Source organism: Paenarthrobacter sp. NPDC091711, assembly GCF_044756605.1.
In the GTDB taxonomy this organism is placed as follows: Bacteria; Actinomycetota; Actinomycetes; order Actinomycetales; family Micrococcaceae; genus Arthrobacter.
The window spans coordinates 216,912-233,440 of the sequence record NZ_JBIVTF010000003.1 but is presented as its reverse complement, the minus strand read 5'-3'; the positions used below and the strand labels follow the sequence as shown (position 1 = coordinate 233,440).

Below are 16,529 nucleotides of genomic sequence, written 5' to 3'. Positions count from 1 at the left end.
GTTTTTGCGTCCTTGTTTTCCACCCTCGTCAAGAAATCGCTTTCTAACGCGGTGAAGATGGGCTACATTTATCTCCAGCGGTTTTCGGGATGGCATCCCGATAATCGGAATGTTGAAAAAAATATCCCCCACCAAACGGCTACTACCTCTAGCCATCACTCGCTTGGAGACAAGATTGACTGAGAACAGCGTTGTTCAGAATGCCGGCCGGCCAGGTACCGGCACCCCGTCCGAGGTGAAGAACGTCCGCCGTGCAGCATGGGCAGGACTCATCGGAACCGCCCTGGAGCAGTACGACTTTGTGATCTACGGAACCGCCTCCGCGATCATCTTCAACACGATCTTCTTCCCCAACGTCGATCCTGCGATCGGCATCCTCGCAGCCTTCGGCGCCTATGCCGTTGGCTTCGGCGCCCGGCCCCTGGGAGGACTCTTCTTCTCCAAGTACGGCGACCGCTTGGGCCGCAAGTGGGTGCTGGTGGCCACCCTCTTCCTCATGGGCATCGCGACGTTCGCCATCGGACTGCTGCCCACTTACGAGCAAGCCGGGCTCTGGGCGCCGGCACTCCTGGTGGCTTGCAGGTTCCTCCAGGGCTTCGGCGCCGGCGCTGAGCAAGCCGGCGGCGTGGTCCTCATCGCGGAAACCGCCCCCAAGGGCCAGCGCGGCAAGTACGCCTCGCTGGTCTTCGTCGGGGCAGCGGCCGGAACGGCTCTCGGCGCAGTTGTGTGGATCCTCGTCCAGATGATGCCCAAGGAAGCGCTGGAGTCCTACGGATGGCGACTGGTCTTCTTCTCGTCGATCTTCGTGACGATCGCCGCTTACGTCATCCGCCGCAAGCTCAAGGAATCCCCTGTTTTCCAGGAGCTTCAGCAGGAAGGTGCGATCGGCAAGAAGGACACTCCCGTAGCGGATGTGGTTAAGAACGGCCGCAAGAACCTCTTCCGCGTGTTCTTCATGAACGTTGGCACCAACGCCCACTCCTACCTGTTCCAGGTCTTCCTGGGCTCCTACCTCATCAGCCAACTCAAGATCGACGCCACATTCATCCCCAAGGTACTGCTGGTTGGTGCGTTGTTCGCCTGCGTGTCCGCCTACGTGTTCGGCAACCTCTCCGACAGGTTCGGTCGCCGCTCCATGTACCTTGTGGTGACCACCTTCCTATTCATCTTCCCCATCCCGGCCTTCCTGTTGATCAACACCGGCAATCTGTTCCTGATTTCGCTGGTCATCGTCTTGGGCTTCATCTTTGCCGCGCAGGGATCCGTAGGCGTCCAGGCCGCGTACTTCCCTGAACTCTTCGGTGCACGCTACCGCTATGCCGGTGTTGCCCTTGGCCGCGAGTTCTCCTCCGTGTTTGGCGGCGGCGTCGCCCCGCTGATCTGTTCCGCTTTAGTCACGGCATTCAGCGGATCCTGGATCCCCGTTGCCATCTACATGATGGCAATTATGGGCATCAGCTTGTTCACCACCATCAAATCCCCGGAGACGGTCGACCGTGACCTTCTCCTTGAAGAGGACGCCAAGTAATGCAACAACCCACCATCCCCGTAACGCCCAACAATCGCACCAAAATCGTCATCACCGACTGCGACCACGACTCAATCGACATAGAGCGCACTGTCGCCCAGGCAGCCGGCGTCGAACTGGTGTTGGCTCAATGCCGGACCGAAGAAGAGGTCATTTCAGCTGCTGCCGGAGCGGACGCAATCGTGGTCCAATACGCGCCCATCACAGCCAAGGTTTTGGACGCACTGCCTGGCCTGAAAGCGATCGGTCGCTACGGCGTCGGGGTTGACACGCTCGACGTCGAAGCCGCCACCGCGCGCGGCGTCGCCGTCTGCAACGTCCCCGACTACGGCACGGAAGACGTCAGCGACCATGCGATTGCCCTGGCAGTCAGCCTGGCGCGCGGGATAGCGCAGTTGGACCGCGGTTTACGCCGCGGCGATTACTCCCTTCAGCCGGTTCAGCCGTTGCACCGGATCAGCGAGCGCGTGTTCGGGGTGGTGGGGTTGGGCTTGATTGGTGCAGCCACGGGCCGGAAGGCGAAGGGACTGGGCTACCAGGTCATTGGTTCCGATCCGTTGCTGGCGCCCGGGGTTGTCACGGAGGACGGGATCACCGTGGTCAGCTTCGAGGATCTCATTGCCCGTGCCGATGTGATCTCCCTCCATGTGCCGCTCAACCAATACACGCACCATCTGATCAACGGTGATGTCCTGGACAGGGTGAAGCCGGGCGCTGTGCTGGTAAATACGTGCCGCGGCGGAGTAGTGGATACGGATGCTGTGGCGGCGGCACTCAAGGACGGACGGCTGCATGCTGCAGGCCTGGACGTCTTCGAAGTTGAGCCCCTGCCCAGGACCAGTCCGTTGCTCGAACTGGACAATGCGGTCCTCACACCGCACGCTGCCTGGTACAGCGAGGAGTCCTATGCGGAACTCAAGCGACGCACGGTGGAAAACGTGGTGGAGGTATGTGCTGGCCGCACGCCGCGAAACATCCTCAACCATGAAGTGCTGATGGGAAGCGTGGCTTCATGAGCATCGAAACTGAGGTCAAGACCATGAGCGCGGCCGTCTGGACCAGCCCGGACACCATCGAATACCGTACCGTGCCGCTCCCCGAGGTGCCGGAGGGCTGGGCCTTGGTCCGGTCGGAGCTCACCGGTATTTGCGGCACGGACTTCTCCATCCTCCACGGCAGCCACCCCCGCGCCGAAGCACCCGTGGTAATGGGCCACGAGATCACGGGCATCGTGGAAATCGCCACCCCGGAAGGTCCGGCAACGGGCACCAGGGTCATCGTTGAGCCCTTGATCCACTGCGGAAACTGCCACCCCTGCAGGCAGGGGGACACACATGTGTGCCGCAGCCTGGAGCTCTACGGGATCGACGTCGCGGGATCCCTGGCGGAATACGTTGCCCTGCCGGCGGAAACGTTGATCCCCATCAGCTCAGCAGTTCCACTCCTGGAGGCCGCTCTGGCGGAGCCACTGGCCGTCGCCGTGCATGCCGTTTCCCGCTCGGGCCTGCGGGGCGGCGAGCGCGTCGTGGTGTTCGGCGCCGGTCCCATTGGCATCCTCACGGCACTTGTTGCGCGTCACGAAGGGGCCGGCAGCGTGCTGATTTCCGAGCCCTCCGAGGATCGCCGCAAGGTGGCTGAAGAGCTTGGCTTCGAAACCGTTGCTTCCGGAGCAGACCCTATCGAGGCCATCCTGGAGGCAAGTGGCGGGGACGGCGCAGACATCGTTTTTGATTCCGCTGCTCACCCTTCCGTGGCCGCAGTCCTGCCGAAGGCTGTCCGTGTCCTGGGCACCATCGTCCTGGTGGGTGTCTATAAGAAGCCCGTCGAGGTGGACCTGCAGGCACTCACCTTCGCCGAAAACACTGTGGTGGGCGTCCGCGTCTACACACGGGCCGACGTCGAACGTGCCGTCCGCCTGATCGAGGGCGGCGACCTTGGGCTGGGCCGTATCCCGGTGGAGGTCTTCCCGCTCGAAGAAACCCTGGCCGCGTTCACCAAGGCCATGACCGCCGGAGCGGTCCTCAAAGTATTCGTGGGCCCCGCCACTGCAGTGGGCCCAGGCAAGGAAGAAGCATGACTGACATCGCACCGGCGCTGCGTGCGCCCTTTGACCTGACAGGCTCGACGGCGGCCGTCACCGGAGCGTCCAGGGGTATCGGCTTGGGCATTGCCTTGGGCCTGATCCGGGCTGGCGCCAACGTGGTTGCGCTGCAGCGTGGACCGCTCGCACCGGAATTGACCCGTGCCGCGGCAGCGGCAGGCCTCACTGCCGAGGCTGTCGCAATCGACCTGTCGAGCCAGGATTCCGTGGCCGCAGCCATCCAAACAACGCTGGCAAAGCACCGGATCGACATCCTGGTGAACAATGCCGGAACCCAGATCCGCCACGACTCCGTAGAGTTCCCGCTGGAAGACTTTGACGCCGTCATGAACATCAATACCCGGGCCGTCTTCCAGCTCTGTCAAGGCTTCGGAAAGGCCATGGTTGAGCGCGGACAGGGCAAAATCATCAACATGGCTTCCCTCCTGACCTTCCAAGGCGGGTTACGGGTTCCCGCCTACGCGGCTTCCAAGGGTGCGGTGGCCCAACTGACCAAGGCTCTCTGCAACGAATGGGCCCCGCAAGGCGTGAACGTCAATGCGGTGGCCCCGGGCTACATCGCCACGGACATGAATCAGGCCCTGTTGGCCGACTCCGTGCGGAATGAGCAGATATCCAGTCGGATCCCCGCCGCCCGCTGGGGAACAGGTAACGACCTGGCCGGGGCAGTGGTATTCCTTGCCTCGCCCGCCGCGGATTATGTCCATGGTGTTGTTCTTCCGGTGGACGGCGGGTGGCTGGCCCGATGAGCGACGTTCAACCAGGCAACATTCAGCGCCCGGCCCCTTCGGCGATCCTGCAGGCCAACCCCGTGGTGGCGGTCATGCGAGCCCACCACGCCCGCGAGTACGCCCCGGTGATTGATGCACTGGTGCGCGGTGGCGTCCGGTCCATTGAGCTGACCCTCAGCACGCAGGGAGTCTTCGAGGAACTGCCGCTGCTCAAGGAACAATTCGGAACTGATGCCGAGATCGGCGTCGGCACCATCACCACCGTGGGCCAGGCACGGCAAGCCCTCGACGGCGGTGCGGACTATCTCGTCACGCCGGCGATGGTCACCGCAGTGGTGAGCGCCGCCGTCGAGCGTGGCATCCCGGTGTTCCCGGGCGGGCTGACGCCCACTGAACTGCTGGCGGGCTGGCAAGCCGGAGCCACAGCGGTGAAGCTTTTCCCGGCCTCGGCCGTGGGCGCCGGGTACATCGGCCAGCTCCGGGGACCCTTTCCGGATATGCGCATCGTCCCGTCCGGAGGCATCGGGATCGACGACGCTCCGGAGTGGATCGCAGCCGGGGCCTTGGCCGTCAGTCTCGGCGGTCCGCTCCTGCGCGATGCCTTCTCAGGCGGAAGCTTGACGGAACTCACCGCGCGGGCAGAGAAACTCAGCCGACTGGTGGCGGACGCCATGGAAACGAGGGCAGCCAAGTGACTACCTATACGGACGTGGTGACCATGGGCGAAACCATGGCGCTGATGAAGGCCGAAACGCCTGGCCCCTTGGCCCATGCACGTTCGCTGGGACTGGGCATGGGCGGAGCCGAGACCAACTTCGCCATCGCCTTGAAACGGCTGGGTACCAGCGTGACGTGGCTCGGACGGGTAGGCCAAGACAGCCTCGGTGACCTGGTGCTCCGCGAGGTGGCCGGCGAGGGCATCACCACGCTGGGGATCCGTGACGCAGAGGCGCCCACTGGCCTCATGATCAAGGAACGCCGCACCTTGGAGCACCTCAAAGTCTGGTACTACCGCTCCGCCAGTGCGGGCTCACGCTTGGCTCCGGAAGATGTCCCCGTGGATGCCATCCGGAACGCGAAGCTCCTGCACCTGACGGGAATCACTCCCGGCCTGTCTGAGTCAGCCTACGAAGCGGCGATGTTCGCTGTGTCCGTGGCGCGCGAAGCCGGGGTGACGGTCTCGTTCGACCTCAACTACCGGGCTGCACTGTGGACGGAGGACAAGGCCGGGCCGGTCTTCCGCAAATTTATTGAACTGGCGGACATCGTTTTTGCCGGCGACGACGAAGCCGCAATCGCTGTGGGCCACGCGGCGGATTCCCTCGATCTCGCACACAAGATCGCCGCCTTGGGGCCGGAGCAAGTAATCATCAAGAACGGTCCGCTGGGTTGTGTCGGTGTCATCGACGGCGCCGAGTATCGCCAGAAGGCAGTCCGGATCAACGCTGTAGACACCGTAGGCGCAGGTGACGCGTTCGTGGCCGGATATATCTCCGACCTCCTCGCTGGAGCTTCCGTGGGAGACAGCCTGCTCACGGCAGTGCGAACCGGCGCTTTCGCCTGTTTGGTGCCCGGCGATTGGGAAGGCATGCCGCGGCGGAGCGAGTTGGGTCTGCTGGATGCTTCGGAGCCCGTGGCCCGGTAGCCGGGGCTGGATCTGCTGAGCCTAGATCCAAGCCCTTTCAAATCCCGGCGGCAGGCAGCTGGTGAGCTCTGGCTGGAACTTCTGCAGCAAAGCAACAAGGGATTGGATGCGCTCGGGGGTCATGTGGACGCTGGGTGCCGAGACTGAGACGGCGGCAGCCATGGCTCCGCTCAAGTCAGGTATCCCGATGGCCAGGCACGTGATTCCGAGCTCATTCTCCTGGTCGTCCATCGCGTAACCGTTTTGCTTGGCCTGATGAAGTGCGGTCAGGAAATCTTCGGCAGTCCTGATGGAGAGAGGCGTTGGGGTGATGGTGTGGTTGAAGGCCTTGATGGCCTCAGAGTCATCCTTCTCCGCCAGCAGCACCTTGCCCAGCGCGGTGGTTTGGGCCATCCGCCGGACACCCGGATAGGACGTCATCTCGAATCCCCGGTGCCCACGGGCCTTAGCCAGATAGACCACTTCATCCCCGGAGAGTATTCCCAAGTGGGTCGCGTCCAAGGTGATGCGGGCAATGTCGGACAGGATCTGCTGCACGGCACCGGGAAGGTCGATGCTGGTTTGGGCTTGTGTGCCCAATTCCAAGAGCTTCGCGCCCAGGTGGTAGCTGCGGTCCTCCGCCTGGCTCAGGTACCTGGCTCCCACCAAGGAGGTCAGCATTCTGTGGGTGGCGGATCTGCTGAGTCCTGCGGCTTTGGTGATGTCCTCGAGCCGATGGTTGCCGGCCGCTACGTGGTCAATCAGGCTGAGTCCGCGTTCAAGCGTCCGGGCTCCGGCGGTAGTGGCTTCCATGTCTCCGATTCTCCCACGAAACCGGAATGACTCCCTATATATGGGAAGCCTTGGGTGGGCGGCCCGTGCCCGGTAGCGTGAGCCGCAGACAGGTTGCGCCCCCGCGCAAGCGGACAATCCCCAAGGAGTTGCCCCATGAGCAGGTCCCACCGAGCGTCACAGCATGAACCGGACACCGCTGTCGAACTCAATCCTTTGTTCAGCAGGCCCGGAGAATCCACCATATTTCCCCGTTTCACCCTGCCCGACGGCGAGTCCCTGCCCGCCACGGCCTACCAGGTTGTCCACGATGAAGCGATGCTGGACGGCAATTCCCGGCTGAACCTGGCCACGTTTGTGGGTACGTGGATGGAAACGGAAGCCTCAAAGCTGTACGCCGAGACGTTCGACAAGAACATGATCGACAAGGACGAGTACCCCCAAACGGCGCTCATTGAAACCCGGTGCTGGCGGATGCTCGCTGACTTGTGGAATGCGCCGGATCCCGCGAAGAGCGTCGGCACCTCTACTATCGGTTCCTCCGAGGCCTGCATGCTGGGCGGGTTGGCGTTGAAGCGGCGCTGGCAACATTCAAGGCGCGCCGCCGGGAAGTCCACTGAGAAACCCAACCTCATCCTCAGCTCGGCGGTCCAAGTGTGCTGGGAGAAATTCTGCAATTACTGGGATGTGGAGCCCCGTTTTGTCCCGGTCTCGGCCGAACACCCCACCTTGGACGGCCACGACCTTGACCACTACGTGGACGAAAACACCATCGGCGTCGTGGCCATCCTTGGCGTCACCTACACCGGTAAGTACGAACCCGTGGAACTCATCTCCGAAGCCTTGGACGAGATCCAGGCACGCCGCGGACTGGACATCCCCATCCATGTGGACGGAGCTTCGGGGGCCATGGTGGCGCCGTTCCTGCAACCGGAAACGGTATGGGATTTCCGGCTTCCCCGCGTCGCGTCGATCAACACCTCCGGCCATAAATACGGGCTGGTGTATCCCGGCCTCGGATGGGTGGTGTGGCGGGATGCGGCGGCACTCCCCGAGGACCTGATCTTCCACGTCAGCTACCTGGGCGGGGACATGCCCACGTTTGCCCTGAACTTCTCCCGCCCCGGCGCTCAGGTATTACTGCAGTATTACCTCTTCCTCCGCCTTGGTTTTGCCGGCTACAGGTCCGTCCAGGCGACGTCCCGGGATGTGGCGCTTTACCTCTCCAGCGAAATCGGGGCCATGGACGCGTTCACGTTGTGGAGCGACGGGTCCGACATTCCAGTGTTCGCTTGGCAGCTCAGCGACGGTCACACCGAACACTGGAACCTGCACCACCTCTCGGAGCGGCTCAGGATGAACGGCTGGCTGGTTCCGGCGTACCCCCTGCCCGATGGTCTGAGCGAGGTCACCGTCCAGAGGATCGTGGTCCGCAACGGTTTCACCCGCGACCTCGCCTCCAGTTTCCTGGCTGACCTCAAGAAGGAAGTGGACTACCTGGACAGCCTCACCGCACCGATGCCCACCATCAAGCAATCAGAAGGCTTCCACCACTAACCCTTGGAAGGGAAGTTCGCCATGTGCCGTCTCTTCGGGCTCCACGCCGGTCCACGGCCGGAGCGTGCCACGTTCTGGTTGTTGGATGCCCCGGACAGCCTCTCCGTTCAAAGCCGGCGGGAACCTGACGGCGCCGGCATTGGCACTTTCGACTCGGCCGGTAAAGCTCACGTGGCCAAACAGCCTTTGGCAGCATGGGAAGATCACGCGTTCGCCCGTGAAGCGAGGGACCTGGTGAGCACCACGTTCCTCGCCCATGTGAGGTATGCCAGCACCGGCGCGCTCACTATGGTCAACACCCACCCGTTTGAGCAGGACGGGCGGTTGTTTGCGCACAACGGCGTTCTTCATGGCCTGGAACACCTCGATCAGCGCCTCAACGAGCTCGGCGTGATGGACCTGGTGCTGGGACAGTCCGACAGTGAGCGCCTCTTCGCACTGATCACGGCGGAAACGCGAAGAGCCGGCGGAGATGTGGGGACCGGCATAGTGGAGGCCATCAACTGGGTGGCCCGGGAACTACCCGTGTTCAGCCTCAACTTCATCCTGTCCACCGCAACAGACATGTGGGCGCTGAGGTACCCGGCCACCCACGAGTTGTTCGTGCTCGAAAGGCAACCGGCCACTGCGTCCGCCCCGCTGGACGCTCGAAGTCACCGAATCCGCTCAAGGAGCACCGGGCTTTCCCATTCCCCGCACGTTCTCTTCGCCACTGAACCCATGGACCCTAACCCGGGGTGGCGTCCCATGGAATCCGGCGAGCTGATCCATGTTGGGCCCGGCCTGGGCGTGACCTCCACTGTGCACTTCCCGAACGCTCCCACCCATCTGCTCACCCTCGCCGACCTCGAACCAGCCGCGGCAGCGTCACAACAGCCCTGACCTGCCGCTGGTCCTGCCGCGCTCACTTTGTCAGTCCGCACCCGACAGGACAAACGCACGACGGCGACCTCCCGCCGTCGTGCGTTTCTCGCCTTTCCGGGGTTTCCCGCCTTTCCGGGGCGTCAGGCCGCAGCTGGCTTCTTGAGGAAGACCGCAACCGCTGCAGCAGCCGCGAGGCAAAGCGCCGCATTTACGGCGATGGCAACCGTAACGCCGCTCAGCACCGCGGGTGCGTCGCTCGCGCCGACGGCAAGCAACTGAGCAGTGAAGACCGCGCTCATCACGGGGATGCCCATGGTGATGCCGATCTGCTGGCTCATGGTGGCCAGCCCCGTTGCCATGCCCTGATCCGCTTCGGGGAGACCTGATGTGGCGGTCACCATGAAGCCCACGATGACCACCAAGTTAGCCACACCACCCATGAATGTCGCCACCAGGAGGAGCCCAATGGATGCCGGATCTGAACTGAGCAACACCAACGCTCCCGTAGCCAGCGCCTGAACCACGAACCCGTAGACCATGGCGTTCTTGCTCCCCACCCTGGCGATCACCTTCGGGCCCACCATGCCCCCAAGGACCGTGCCCAAGCCCAGGACGGCGAAGGAGAGGCCCGCGCCGAGCGGCGTGTAGCCCAGAACCTGCTGCAGGTACAAGGTCAGCAGGAACACCAAGGATGTCTCGGTAACAAACGCCAGAACTCCGGCAACGTTGCCCCACGCCACGTTTGAACGCTTGAGGATGGCAAGAGGCACCAACGGGTGCGGTGCGCGGCTTTCCACCACGGCAAAGACTGCAAAGAGGACGACGGCGGCCGCAAGCGCACCGAGCGTGAGGGGGTTGGTCCACGAATGCGCTGCAGCATGAGTGAAGCCGAAGACCAAGGCGAACAGACCCAAGGTGACGGTGATGGCCCCGGGAACGTCGAGCCTGAGCTTGGACGTGGGCCTACTCTCGGCGAGGACAACGGGCGCGATGAGGAGGACGGCCGCCGCAACGGGAACATTGATGAAGAAAGCCCACCGCCAGCTCAGGAGATCAGTCAATAACCCACCCAGAATTGCCCCGGTGGTAAATCCGGCAGCCATCAGGGAGCCATTAAGGCCAAGTGCTTTGTCCCGAAGAGGGCCTTCCGGAAACGAAACCAACAACAAGGACAGGGCGGCCGGCACCACCATGGCCGTGGCAATGCCCTGGCCCACCCTCGCCAGCAGCAGCACCGCAGGTTCGGCGGCCAGCCCACCCCCCAATGACGCTGCCCCGAGCAACGCCATGCCGATCAGGAACATCTTCCGCCGCCCCGCCAGATCGGCCACCCGACCGAACAGCAGAGTCAACCCGGCAGCGCAGAGGGCGAACGCTGTTGCGACCCATTGCAGGTTATCCAGTGAGAAGCCAACATCCGAACCGATGGCAGGCAGAGCGACGTTGAGGATGGAGAAATCGACAGCCAGCGTGAAACTCGCTGTCAGGAGGACAATGAGCGCCAGCCGCTGCTTGGGGGTCATGCTCTGTGTTGCTTGGCTTTGTGGGATCTTGCTTTGCGTTGGCCCGCTTTGTGAAGCCCCGCTTTGCATTGGCCCGGCGTCGGAATGGCGGATTCTTTTGGTTGTTGGCATGCCTACAGCGTGGACATTTCCGTGATCGGCAACCACACCCCGCTGTGGGTACCACTGACAGTGACAGGACAATCCGGGCCGATGGCTGAACAATGGGATCATGGGTACACACAGTGAACTTGGGGAGTTCCTCCGCGTCCGCAGGGCAGCCTTGCAGCCTGAGGACGTCGGCGTTCTGAATTACGGCATCCGCCGCGTCCCCGGTCTGCGGCGGGAGGAGCTCGCCATGCTGGCCGGGGTCAGCACCACGTATTACACCCGGTTGGAGCAGGGTCTGAGCACAAATGCCTCAGACGCTGTCATCGACGCAATTGCCCGGGCCTTGAACCTCAGCATGGACGAACGCGCACACCTCTTCAATCTGGCGCGCCCCGGAAAGACAAAGCGGCGCTCGCTGGCCAAGCCGGACAAAGTTCGGCCCGGGACATTGAGGTTGATCCAGTCCATGCCCGGTACGCCCGCGGTGGTGCTGGGCCGTCGCAGCGAAGTTCTGGCGTGGAATGCCTTGGGACACCGGCTCGTTGCCGGACACGTTGACTTCGCAGCTCCGGAGAGCCCCTCCAGCCGTCCCAACATGACCCGATTGCTGTTCCTCGACGATCACACACGGGAGCTTTACACCCGGTGGCCCGAGGAGGCGAGCCGGGCGGTGGCATCATTGCGCCTCGTGGCGGGAAAATCCGCCGATGACCAGGAACTGGCATCCCTGGTTGGAGAGCTCACGTTGAAGAGCCAGGAATTCGCGAGGCTCTGGGCCAAGCATCCGGTGGAGAACTGCATGTCCGGCGTGAAATACCTGCACCACCCTGAGATTGGATACCTGGAGTTGAACTTCGAGGTCCTCACGCCCCCGGACGAATCCGGGCACCGGGTGCTCCTGTACGCCGCAGAACCGGGCTCGCCGGCGGCGACGGCGCTGCAGCTTCTCCAAAGTTCGGGCGGCGTCGGGGCAATCCCGCGCCGTTTGGCGGAAATCGACGCCCGTAAACCAGCCGGTCTCCACCATCAATCCGGGCTCGTCAGGTAGGCCCCGAATAAACTTCAGCCCGGCGTCGTGGCGGGATCACATGCAACGACAACTCGAGCTTTCGGAGGGAGTTTTCCACATAGCGTCGATTGGGGCTGATAGCTGCCGAGCCCTCGTGACAGGGTTGACTCATGGAAGGCATAGGGCAGATCTTGGCGCGGCGGGCAGGTTCGCCCGGCGCCAGTGAGGTGTCCAGGAATGCCTCGCCTGTTCCCCTCAACATGCCTTCCCGGTTCTCAGCACGCAAGTGCCCGACGCCGTTAGGCACCAACGCCGAGACCTCCCGGACCTCTGGGATGCTGCTTGAACTCGAGTCATTGTCAAAGCCCGGGCAGCCCGTACAGCCTGGGTCGGAGTGGGTGCACGCGGCTTTGCTCAAGTCCGAGGAATCCGAGCCGGACGGGGTGCCTCAACCCGAGTCGAGAGCGGTGCCGCAGCCCGAGGAATCCGAGCTGGGAACGGTTCCGCAGCCCGAGGAATCCGAGTTGAGAGTGGTGCCCGCGGCTTTGCTCGAGCCGTCGGCAGCGTCAGAGGAACCCGCACCGGAAGGCGTACCCGCGTCCTTCCCCGCCCCTCCAGAATCAGCGCTCGAGTGGTTGTCCACCGAGTCTCCGTTGTCTGGTGTTCCTGCATTGGACGCGGCGCTTGTTGAGGGTGCTGCCGCAACTGACGCGTTGCGGTCCATAGCGGCCGATGAGGTGCGGTTGTTGGGGTTTGTTGAGGCTGCTGATTTCGCGGGCAGGGTCGAGGAGCTTTCCCGGTCGGTGGAGTTTTTGCAGGTGGTCGCGGCCCAGGCTGTGGAACGGACCCGTAGAGAGGCACAGCAAACCGGTCCGGGGTCCTCGGCGGCAGCACCGGAGTGGCGGACGGGCTGGACCGAACCAGCCACGGGCGCAACGGTTCCGGGGGCGACCAAAGCTGTAGATGACGGGCGCAGTGTGGTGGATGACGGGTACCGGGACGCGGCGCAGTTCCTTCGGGCACGGTTACGGATCAGTATCGGTGAAGCCCGGCGCAGGCTCGCCCTCGCCCCCGAGGTCCTCCCGCAAACCGGAATGACCGGTCAAGACATCCCGGCCCGCCGCGAAATCCTCGCCGACGCTGTCGGGGCCGCGTTGGTGCCTTCCCGGTCCGCGACGATCATCAGCACCGCCCTGGACAAAGTCCGGCACCTCACCGACGACGAAACCATCACCCGGATGGAACAAGCCCTGACCGGCACCGCGGTGGAGACCGACCCGGACTTCCTCACCAAAATGACCAAACGCTGGATCGACTACATCGACCACGACGGCCCTGAACCTTCCGAAGAAGTCCTCCGTCAGCACCAAGGCGCGTTCCTGCGCCGCCGACGCCGCTACGGACTCCACCACATCGAAATCTTCGCCACCGACGAACAATACGAAACACTCACCACCGTCATGAACACCGCCACCAACCCCAGACTCACCACCAACACCGGAACCGAGTCCAACGCCGGCACCGCAGACGACACCGGCACCGCAGCCGCAGCTGACACGGAAGCCGGAGACGGGGCAGGGGCCGGGGCCGGACCAGTCCTGGATCTGCGTACCCGGGCGCAGAAACACCTCAACGGCCTCGTCGGGGCCTGCAGTGTCGCGATGACCACCGGGAAACTACCCTCCAACGGCGGACTCCGACCCCAACTCACCGTCACCATCGGCTACCAAGAACTCCTCAACCAACTCAACGACACCAGCCACCATGAAGACCACGGCCGCACAGGAACAGCGACCCGGACCCGGACTCGGAAAGGGGCGGGCACCGGCACCGGGTCAAGGTCTGGGACAGCGACGTTCCTCGGCCCGATCCACCCGACCACCATCCGCAAAATCGCCTGCGACGCGGACATCCTCCCCGTCCTGCTCGGCAGCGACTCCCGCCTACTGGACATCGGACGGACCACCCGGATCTTCCCACCCCACATCCGCAAAGCCATCACCGCCCGCGACGGCGGCTGCGCCTTCCCCGACTGCACCATGCCCGCCCCCTGGTGCGAAGCCCACCACACCACCTACTGGTCACACGGCGGCACCACCGGAACCGACAACGGCACCCTGCTCTGCAGCCACCACCACCACCTCATCCATAAAGAACAATGGCGTATCGACATGAGAACCGGGGTCCCCTGGTTCATCCCCCCACCCCACATCGACCCAAACCAGAAACCACGACGCAACCACCACCACACACCCCAAAGAACATAGAGAACGCAGAGAACATGAACCGTGCCCGCCAAGTAAACAGGGCTGCCTCGGACGGACCGTTTGATGCCGTGGGTTAGTGCGATGTGCCGCCCTGCCTACTGCGAGGGGCGATAGGGTTCCGGGGTGCGCCAAATGCGAAGGGACGGCACGGGTTCCGAGGTCAGACCAGCGCTCTCCAGCAGCCCGCCCCGTGTCACCTGCCGTCGGCGGCTCGCGACAAGCAACCCGCAGTTAGCGCAACGCCAGCGATCCCGGAACCGGCACTACCGCGAGGTCGGCCAGCCCGTGTACGACTCCGCCAGGTACGCCTTGGCGTGCTCTGACGTAACCACGGAGTGCAGCTCGCCGAGCTGGCGGGCTCGGTCGAAGTCGTCGGCGCCCGGAACGGTGTGCAGCATGGACGTCATCCAGTACGAGAAATGCTGAGCCTTCCAGACGCGGTCCAGCGCGCGGTCGCTGTAGGAATCGAGCAGCGCAGTGGAGCCGTTGGAGTAGAAGGAATCCAGACCCTCAAACAGCACCTTCACGTCGTGGATGGCCAGGTTGAGGCCCTTGGCACCGGTTGGCGGGACTGTGTGCGCAGCATCGCCCGCGAGGAAAAGGTTGCCGTGTCGCATGGGGGTGTGCACGAAACTGCGGAACGGCAGGACCATCTTTTCCAGGACGGGTCCTTCCTTGAGTTCAAACCCGTTGCCGTTGACGCGCTTGCGGAACTCGGTCCAGATGCGTTCGTCGTCCCAGTCGGCCACGTTCTCCTTGGGGTCGCACTGGAAGTACATGCGTTGAACGGTTTCGGTGCGCTGGCTGATCAGGGCGAAACCGTTCTCGGAGTTGGCGTAGATGAGTTCGTCAGCGCTGCGCGGAGCTTCAGCGAGGATGCCGAACCATGCGAACGGATACTCGTGGAAGTACCATTTCCGGTTGGCTTCGGGGATCTGGAAGCGGCAGTGACTGCGCGAACCGTCGGCACCCACCAGGAAGTCGGCCTGAATCTCGAACTCTTGGCCGTCCGCGTCGGTGAACCAGACTTTGGGCTTGCCTTCGAGGTCGTGCACGGTGGTGTCCGTGACGCTGTACCGGATGTCGCCGCCGTCGGCTTCCCGCTTGGCTGCGAGATCCATAAAGACGTCGGTCTGCGGGTAGAGCCACACGGACTCACCGACGAGTTCCTTGAAGTTGATGCGGTGGCTTTCGCCGTTGAAGCGCAACTCAATGCCGTCGTGCCGGTCGCCTTCGCGCAGGACCCTGTCCGAGACGCCGGAATCCACCAGGAGGTTCACGGTGCCGTGCTCCAAAATGCCTGCCCGGACGGTCTCTTGGATGTCTTTGCGGCTGCGGATTTCGACCACCACGGATTCAATGCCCTGCTTTGCCAGCAGGTGGGAGAGCATTAGTCCGGCGGGGCCCGCGCCCATGATGGCGACTTGGGTGGTTATCGGTGTGCGTGCCATGGTTTTCCTCGCTTCGTTGCGGATCCCGGCTTGCAATGAAGCGGGATGAATCTGAAATCAGTGTGGCCCGCGAGGCGTGATTGGCGTTACGTCAATTCCGTTGAACGGAAGTTGGACTCTAGTCGCCGAGCTGACGCCCGATACCCCGGGCCGCCGTTTGAAGCGCGGGTACCAGCGCCTGCAGCCGCATCTCGGCTAACGGCACAACCACTCCGAGGGCTGCCACGGTGCGACGCTTGCTGTTGATCACCGGCACGGCAATTCCCCACGTGTCCGGGTCCACCACGCCAGCCAGTTGGGCGTACCCCTGCTGCGCCGCTTCAGCCAGAAGATGACGCACGACGCCGGCGGTTACCTTTCCGGACGCATCGGAGAACTGCTCGAGGTACTCCACCTGCAGTTCACGCGACTGGTGTGCCATCAGGGCCAGCCCTGCGGAGGAAATGTGGACCGGCATGCGCCCGGCAATCCGCGCCCGGTTGGCTACTGACCCCCGCCGGGACAGCCGCTCCACAAAGAGCGCTTCCCATCCGTCCAGCACAGCCAGGTTTACATTCTGGTTGAGGACTTGCTGAATGTCTTCCATGAACGGCATTGCTGCCTGCCTGAGAGCCAGAGTGGGCGAATTCCGGTTGACGAGCTCCCACAAACGCAGTCCCAGGCGGACGGTCCCGCCGGCGCCAAGATCCAGGAGTCCATGCTCGGAGAGCTGCCGGACCAGCCGGTGGGCTGATGACAACGGGAGCCCCGAGCGGTCAGCCAACTCGCTCAATTGCAGCGAGGTAGCACCTTCCGGAAAGGCTTCGATGACCCTCACCACGCGGTCCACCACAGAATCGCCTGATGCCGAGTTGGCCATGGCGTGCTCCCTTGATTCCTGGTCGCTGTGTCATCAGCTTTGATGCTCTGCTCTGAATGAGCACTGTTGTTTTGCGCTGATCCCGGTTTACCAACTGACGCTGCACCGGGCGCCTTCCGTGTCACCAGCTTCC

The 16,529-nt window shown here is 63.4% G+C and carries 14 protein-coding genes; 10 read left to right on the top strand and 4 right to left on the bottom strand.

Annotated features, from left to right (window positions below; translation table 11 throughout):
• Positions 1–175 precede the first annotated feature (175 nt).
• From ACIQH5_RS06845 to ACIQH5_RS06820, 6 genes are read left to right on the top strand one after another with little or no spacing between them, the layout of a single operon-like run.
• Positions 176–1,528, top strand: a complete 1,353-nt coding sequence (locus ACIQH5_RS06845; protein ID WP_400401452.1) for an MFS transporter — start codon at positions 176–178, stop codon at positions 1,526–1,528.
• Positions 1,528–2,544 (top strand): C-terminal binding protein, encoded by a 1,017-nt coding sequence (locus ACIQH5_RS06840; RefSeq protein WP_400401450.1) that lies wholly within the window; start codon positions 1,528–1,530, stop codon positions 2,542–2,544. The genes ACIQH5_RS06845 and ACIQH5_RS06840 overlap by 1 nt, the downstream gene beginning before the upstream one ends.
• Positions 2,541–3,605: a zinc-binding dehydrogenase gene (locus ACIQH5_RS06835; protein ID WP_400401449.1), complete on the top strand. Its 1,065-nt coding sequence runs from the start codon at positions 2,541–2,543 to the stop codon at positions 3,603–3,605. The genes ACIQH5_RS06840 and ACIQH5_RS06835 overlap by 4 nt, the downstream gene beginning before the upstream one ends.
• A complete protein-coding gene (locus ACIQH5_RS06830) occupies positions 3,602–4,378 on the top strand; it encodes an SDR family oxidoreductase (protein WP_400401448.1) in 777 nt (258 codons plus the stop codon). The genes ACIQH5_RS06835 and ACIQH5_RS06830 overlap by 4 nt, the downstream gene beginning before the upstream one ends.
• Complete coding sequence (locus ACIQH5_RS06825; RefSeq protein WP_400401446.1) at positions 4,375–5,055, top strand: bifunctional 4-hydroxy-2-oxoglutarate aldolase/2-dehydro-3-deoxy-phosphogluconate aldolase; 681 nt, start codon at positions 4,375–4,377, stop codon at positions 5,053–5,055. The genes ACIQH5_RS06830 and ACIQH5_RS06825 overlap by 4 nt, the downstream gene beginning before the upstream one ends.
• Positions 5,052–6,005 (top strand): sugar kinase, encoded by a 954-nt coding sequence (locus ACIQH5_RS06820; RefSeq protein WP_400401445.1) that lies wholly within the window; start codon positions 5,052–5,054, stop codon positions 6,003–6,005. Before ACIQH5_RS06825 ends, ACIQH5_RS06820 begins: the two co-directional genes overlap by 4 nt.
• 21 nt (positions 6,006–6,026) lie before the next feature.
• On the opposite strand, the gene ACIQH5_RS06815 is transcribed toward ACIQH5_RS06820, so the two are convergent.
• Positions 6,027–6,797 carry an IclR family transcriptional regulator gene (locus ACIQH5_RS06815; RefSeq protein WP_400401444.1) on the bottom strand — a complete coding sequence of 257 codons (771 nt, stop codon included), beginning with the start codon at positions 6,795–6,797 and terminating at the stop codon, positions 6,027–6,029.
• 135 nt (positions 6,798–6,932) lie between these two features.
• On the opposite strand from ACIQH5_RS06815, the gene ACIQH5_RS06810 reads away from it, so the two are divergent.
• The gene (locus ACIQH5_RS06810) at positions 6,933–8,333 is read left to right on the top strand and encodes a glutamate decarboxylase (RefSeq protein WP_400401443.1); all 1,401 of its coding nucleotides are present in this window, start codon (positions 6,933–6,935) and stop codon (positions 8,331–8,333) included.
• A 21-nt stretch (positions 8,334–8,354) separates the two neighbouring features.
• Positions 8,355–9,215, top strand: a complete 861-nt coding sequence (locus ACIQH5_RS06805; protein WP_400401441.1) for a class II glutamine amidotransferase — start codon at positions 8,355–8,357, stop codon at positions 9,213–9,215.
• 122 nt (positions 9,216–9,337) lie between these two features.
• Here the strand turns inward: ACIQH5_RS06805 and ACIQH5_RS06800 are convergent, their stop codons facing one another.
• The gene (locus ACIQH5_RS06800) at positions 9,338–10,720 is read right to left on the bottom strand and encodes an MFS transporter (RefSeq protein WP_400401439.1); all 1,383 of its coding nucleotides are present in this window, start codon (positions 10,718–10,720) and stop codon (positions 9,338–9,340) included.
• 211 nt (positions 10,721–10,931) lie between these two features.
• On the opposite strand from ACIQH5_RS06800, the gene ACIQH5_RS06795 reads away from it, so the two are divergent.
• Together ACIQH5_RS06795 and ACIQH5_RS06790 are read left to right on the top strand one after the other, a co-directional pair.
• Complete coding sequence (locus ACIQH5_RS06795) at positions 10,932–11,858, top strand: helix-turn-helix domain-containing protein (RefSeq protein ID WP_400401437.1); 927 nt, start codon at positions 10,932–10,934, stop codon at positions 11,856–11,858.
• Positions 11,859–11,989: 131 nt separating this feature from the next.
• Positions 11,990–14,086 carry a DUF222 domain-containing protein gene (locus ACIQH5_RS06790; protein WP_400401436.1) on the top strand — a complete coding sequence of 699 codons (2,097 nt, stop codon included), beginning with the start codon at positions 11,990–11,992 and terminating at the stop codon, positions 14,084–14,086.
• A gap of 263 nt (positions 14,087–14,349) precedes the next feature.
• On the opposite strand, the gene ACIQH5_RS06785 is transcribed toward ACIQH5_RS06790, so the two are convergent.
• Together ACIQH5_RS06785 and ACIQH5_RS06780 are read right to left on the bottom strand one after the other, a co-directional pair.
• Positions 14,350–15,537 (bottom strand): 4-hydroxybenzoate 3-monooxygenase, encoded by a 1,188-nt coding sequence (locus tag ACIQH5_RS06785; protein ID WP_400401435.1) that lies wholly within the window; start codon positions 15,535–15,537, stop codon positions 14,350–14,352.
• Positions 15,538–15,655: 118 nt separating this feature from the next.
• The gene (locus tag ACIQH5_RS06780) at positions 15,656–16,396 is read right to left on the bottom strand and encodes an IclR family transcriptional regulator (RefSeq protein ID WP_400401433.1); all 741 of its coding nucleotides are present in this window, start codon (positions 16,394–16,396) and stop codon (positions 15,656–15,658) included.
• Positions 16,397–16,529: the final 133 nt, after the last annotated feature.

Coding starts and splice junctions, on each gene's coding strand:
- ACIQH5_RS06840 (WP_400401450.1), top strand. CDS start 1,528: ATGCAACAACCCACCATCCCCGTAACGCCCAACAATCGCACCAAAATC.
- ACIQH5_RS06835 (WP_400401449.1), top strand. CDS start 2,541: ATGAGCATCGAAACTGAGGTCAAGACCATGAGCGCGGCCGTCTGGACC.
- ACIQH5_RS06830 (WP_400401448.1), top strand. CDS start 3,602: ATGACTGACATCGCACCGGCGCTGCGTGCGCCCTTTGACCTGACAGGC.
- ACIQH5_RS06825 (WP_400401446.1), top strand. CDS start 4,375: ATGAGCGACGTTCAACCAGGCAACATTCAGCGCCCGGCCCCTTCGGCG.
- ACIQH5_RS06815 (WP_400401444.1), bottom strand. CDS start 6,797: ATGGAAGCCACTACCGCCGGAGCCCGGACGCTTGAACGCGGACTCAGC.
- ACIQH5_RS06810 (WP_400401443.1), top strand. CDS start 6,933: ATGAGCAGGTCCCACCGAGCGTCACAGCATGAACCGGACACCGCTGTC.
- ACIQH5_RS06805 (WP_400401441.1), top strand. CDS start 8,355: ATGTGCCGTCTCTTCGGGCTCCACGCCGGTCCACGGCCGGAGCGTGCC.
- ACIQH5_RS06800 (WP_400401439.1), bottom strand. CDS start 10,720: ATGACCCCCAAGCAGCGGCTGGCGCTCATTGTCCTCCTGACAGCGAGT.
- ACIQH5_RS06795 (WP_400401437.1), top strand. CDS start 10,932: ATGGGTACACACAGTGAACTTGGGGAGTTCCTCCGCGTCCGCAGGGCA.
- ACIQH5_RS06790 (WP_400401436.1), top strand. CDS start 11,990: ATGGAAGGCATAGGGCAGATCTTGGCGCGGCGGGCAGGTTCGCCCGGC.
- ACIQH5_RS06785 (WP_400401435.1), bottom strand. CDS start 15,537: ATGGCACGCACACCGATAACCACCCAAGTCGCCATCATGGGCGCGGGC.
- ACIQH5_RS06780 (WP_400401433.1), bottom strand. CDS start 16,396: ATGGCCAACTCGGCATCAGGCGATTCTGTGGTGGACCGCGTGGTGAGG.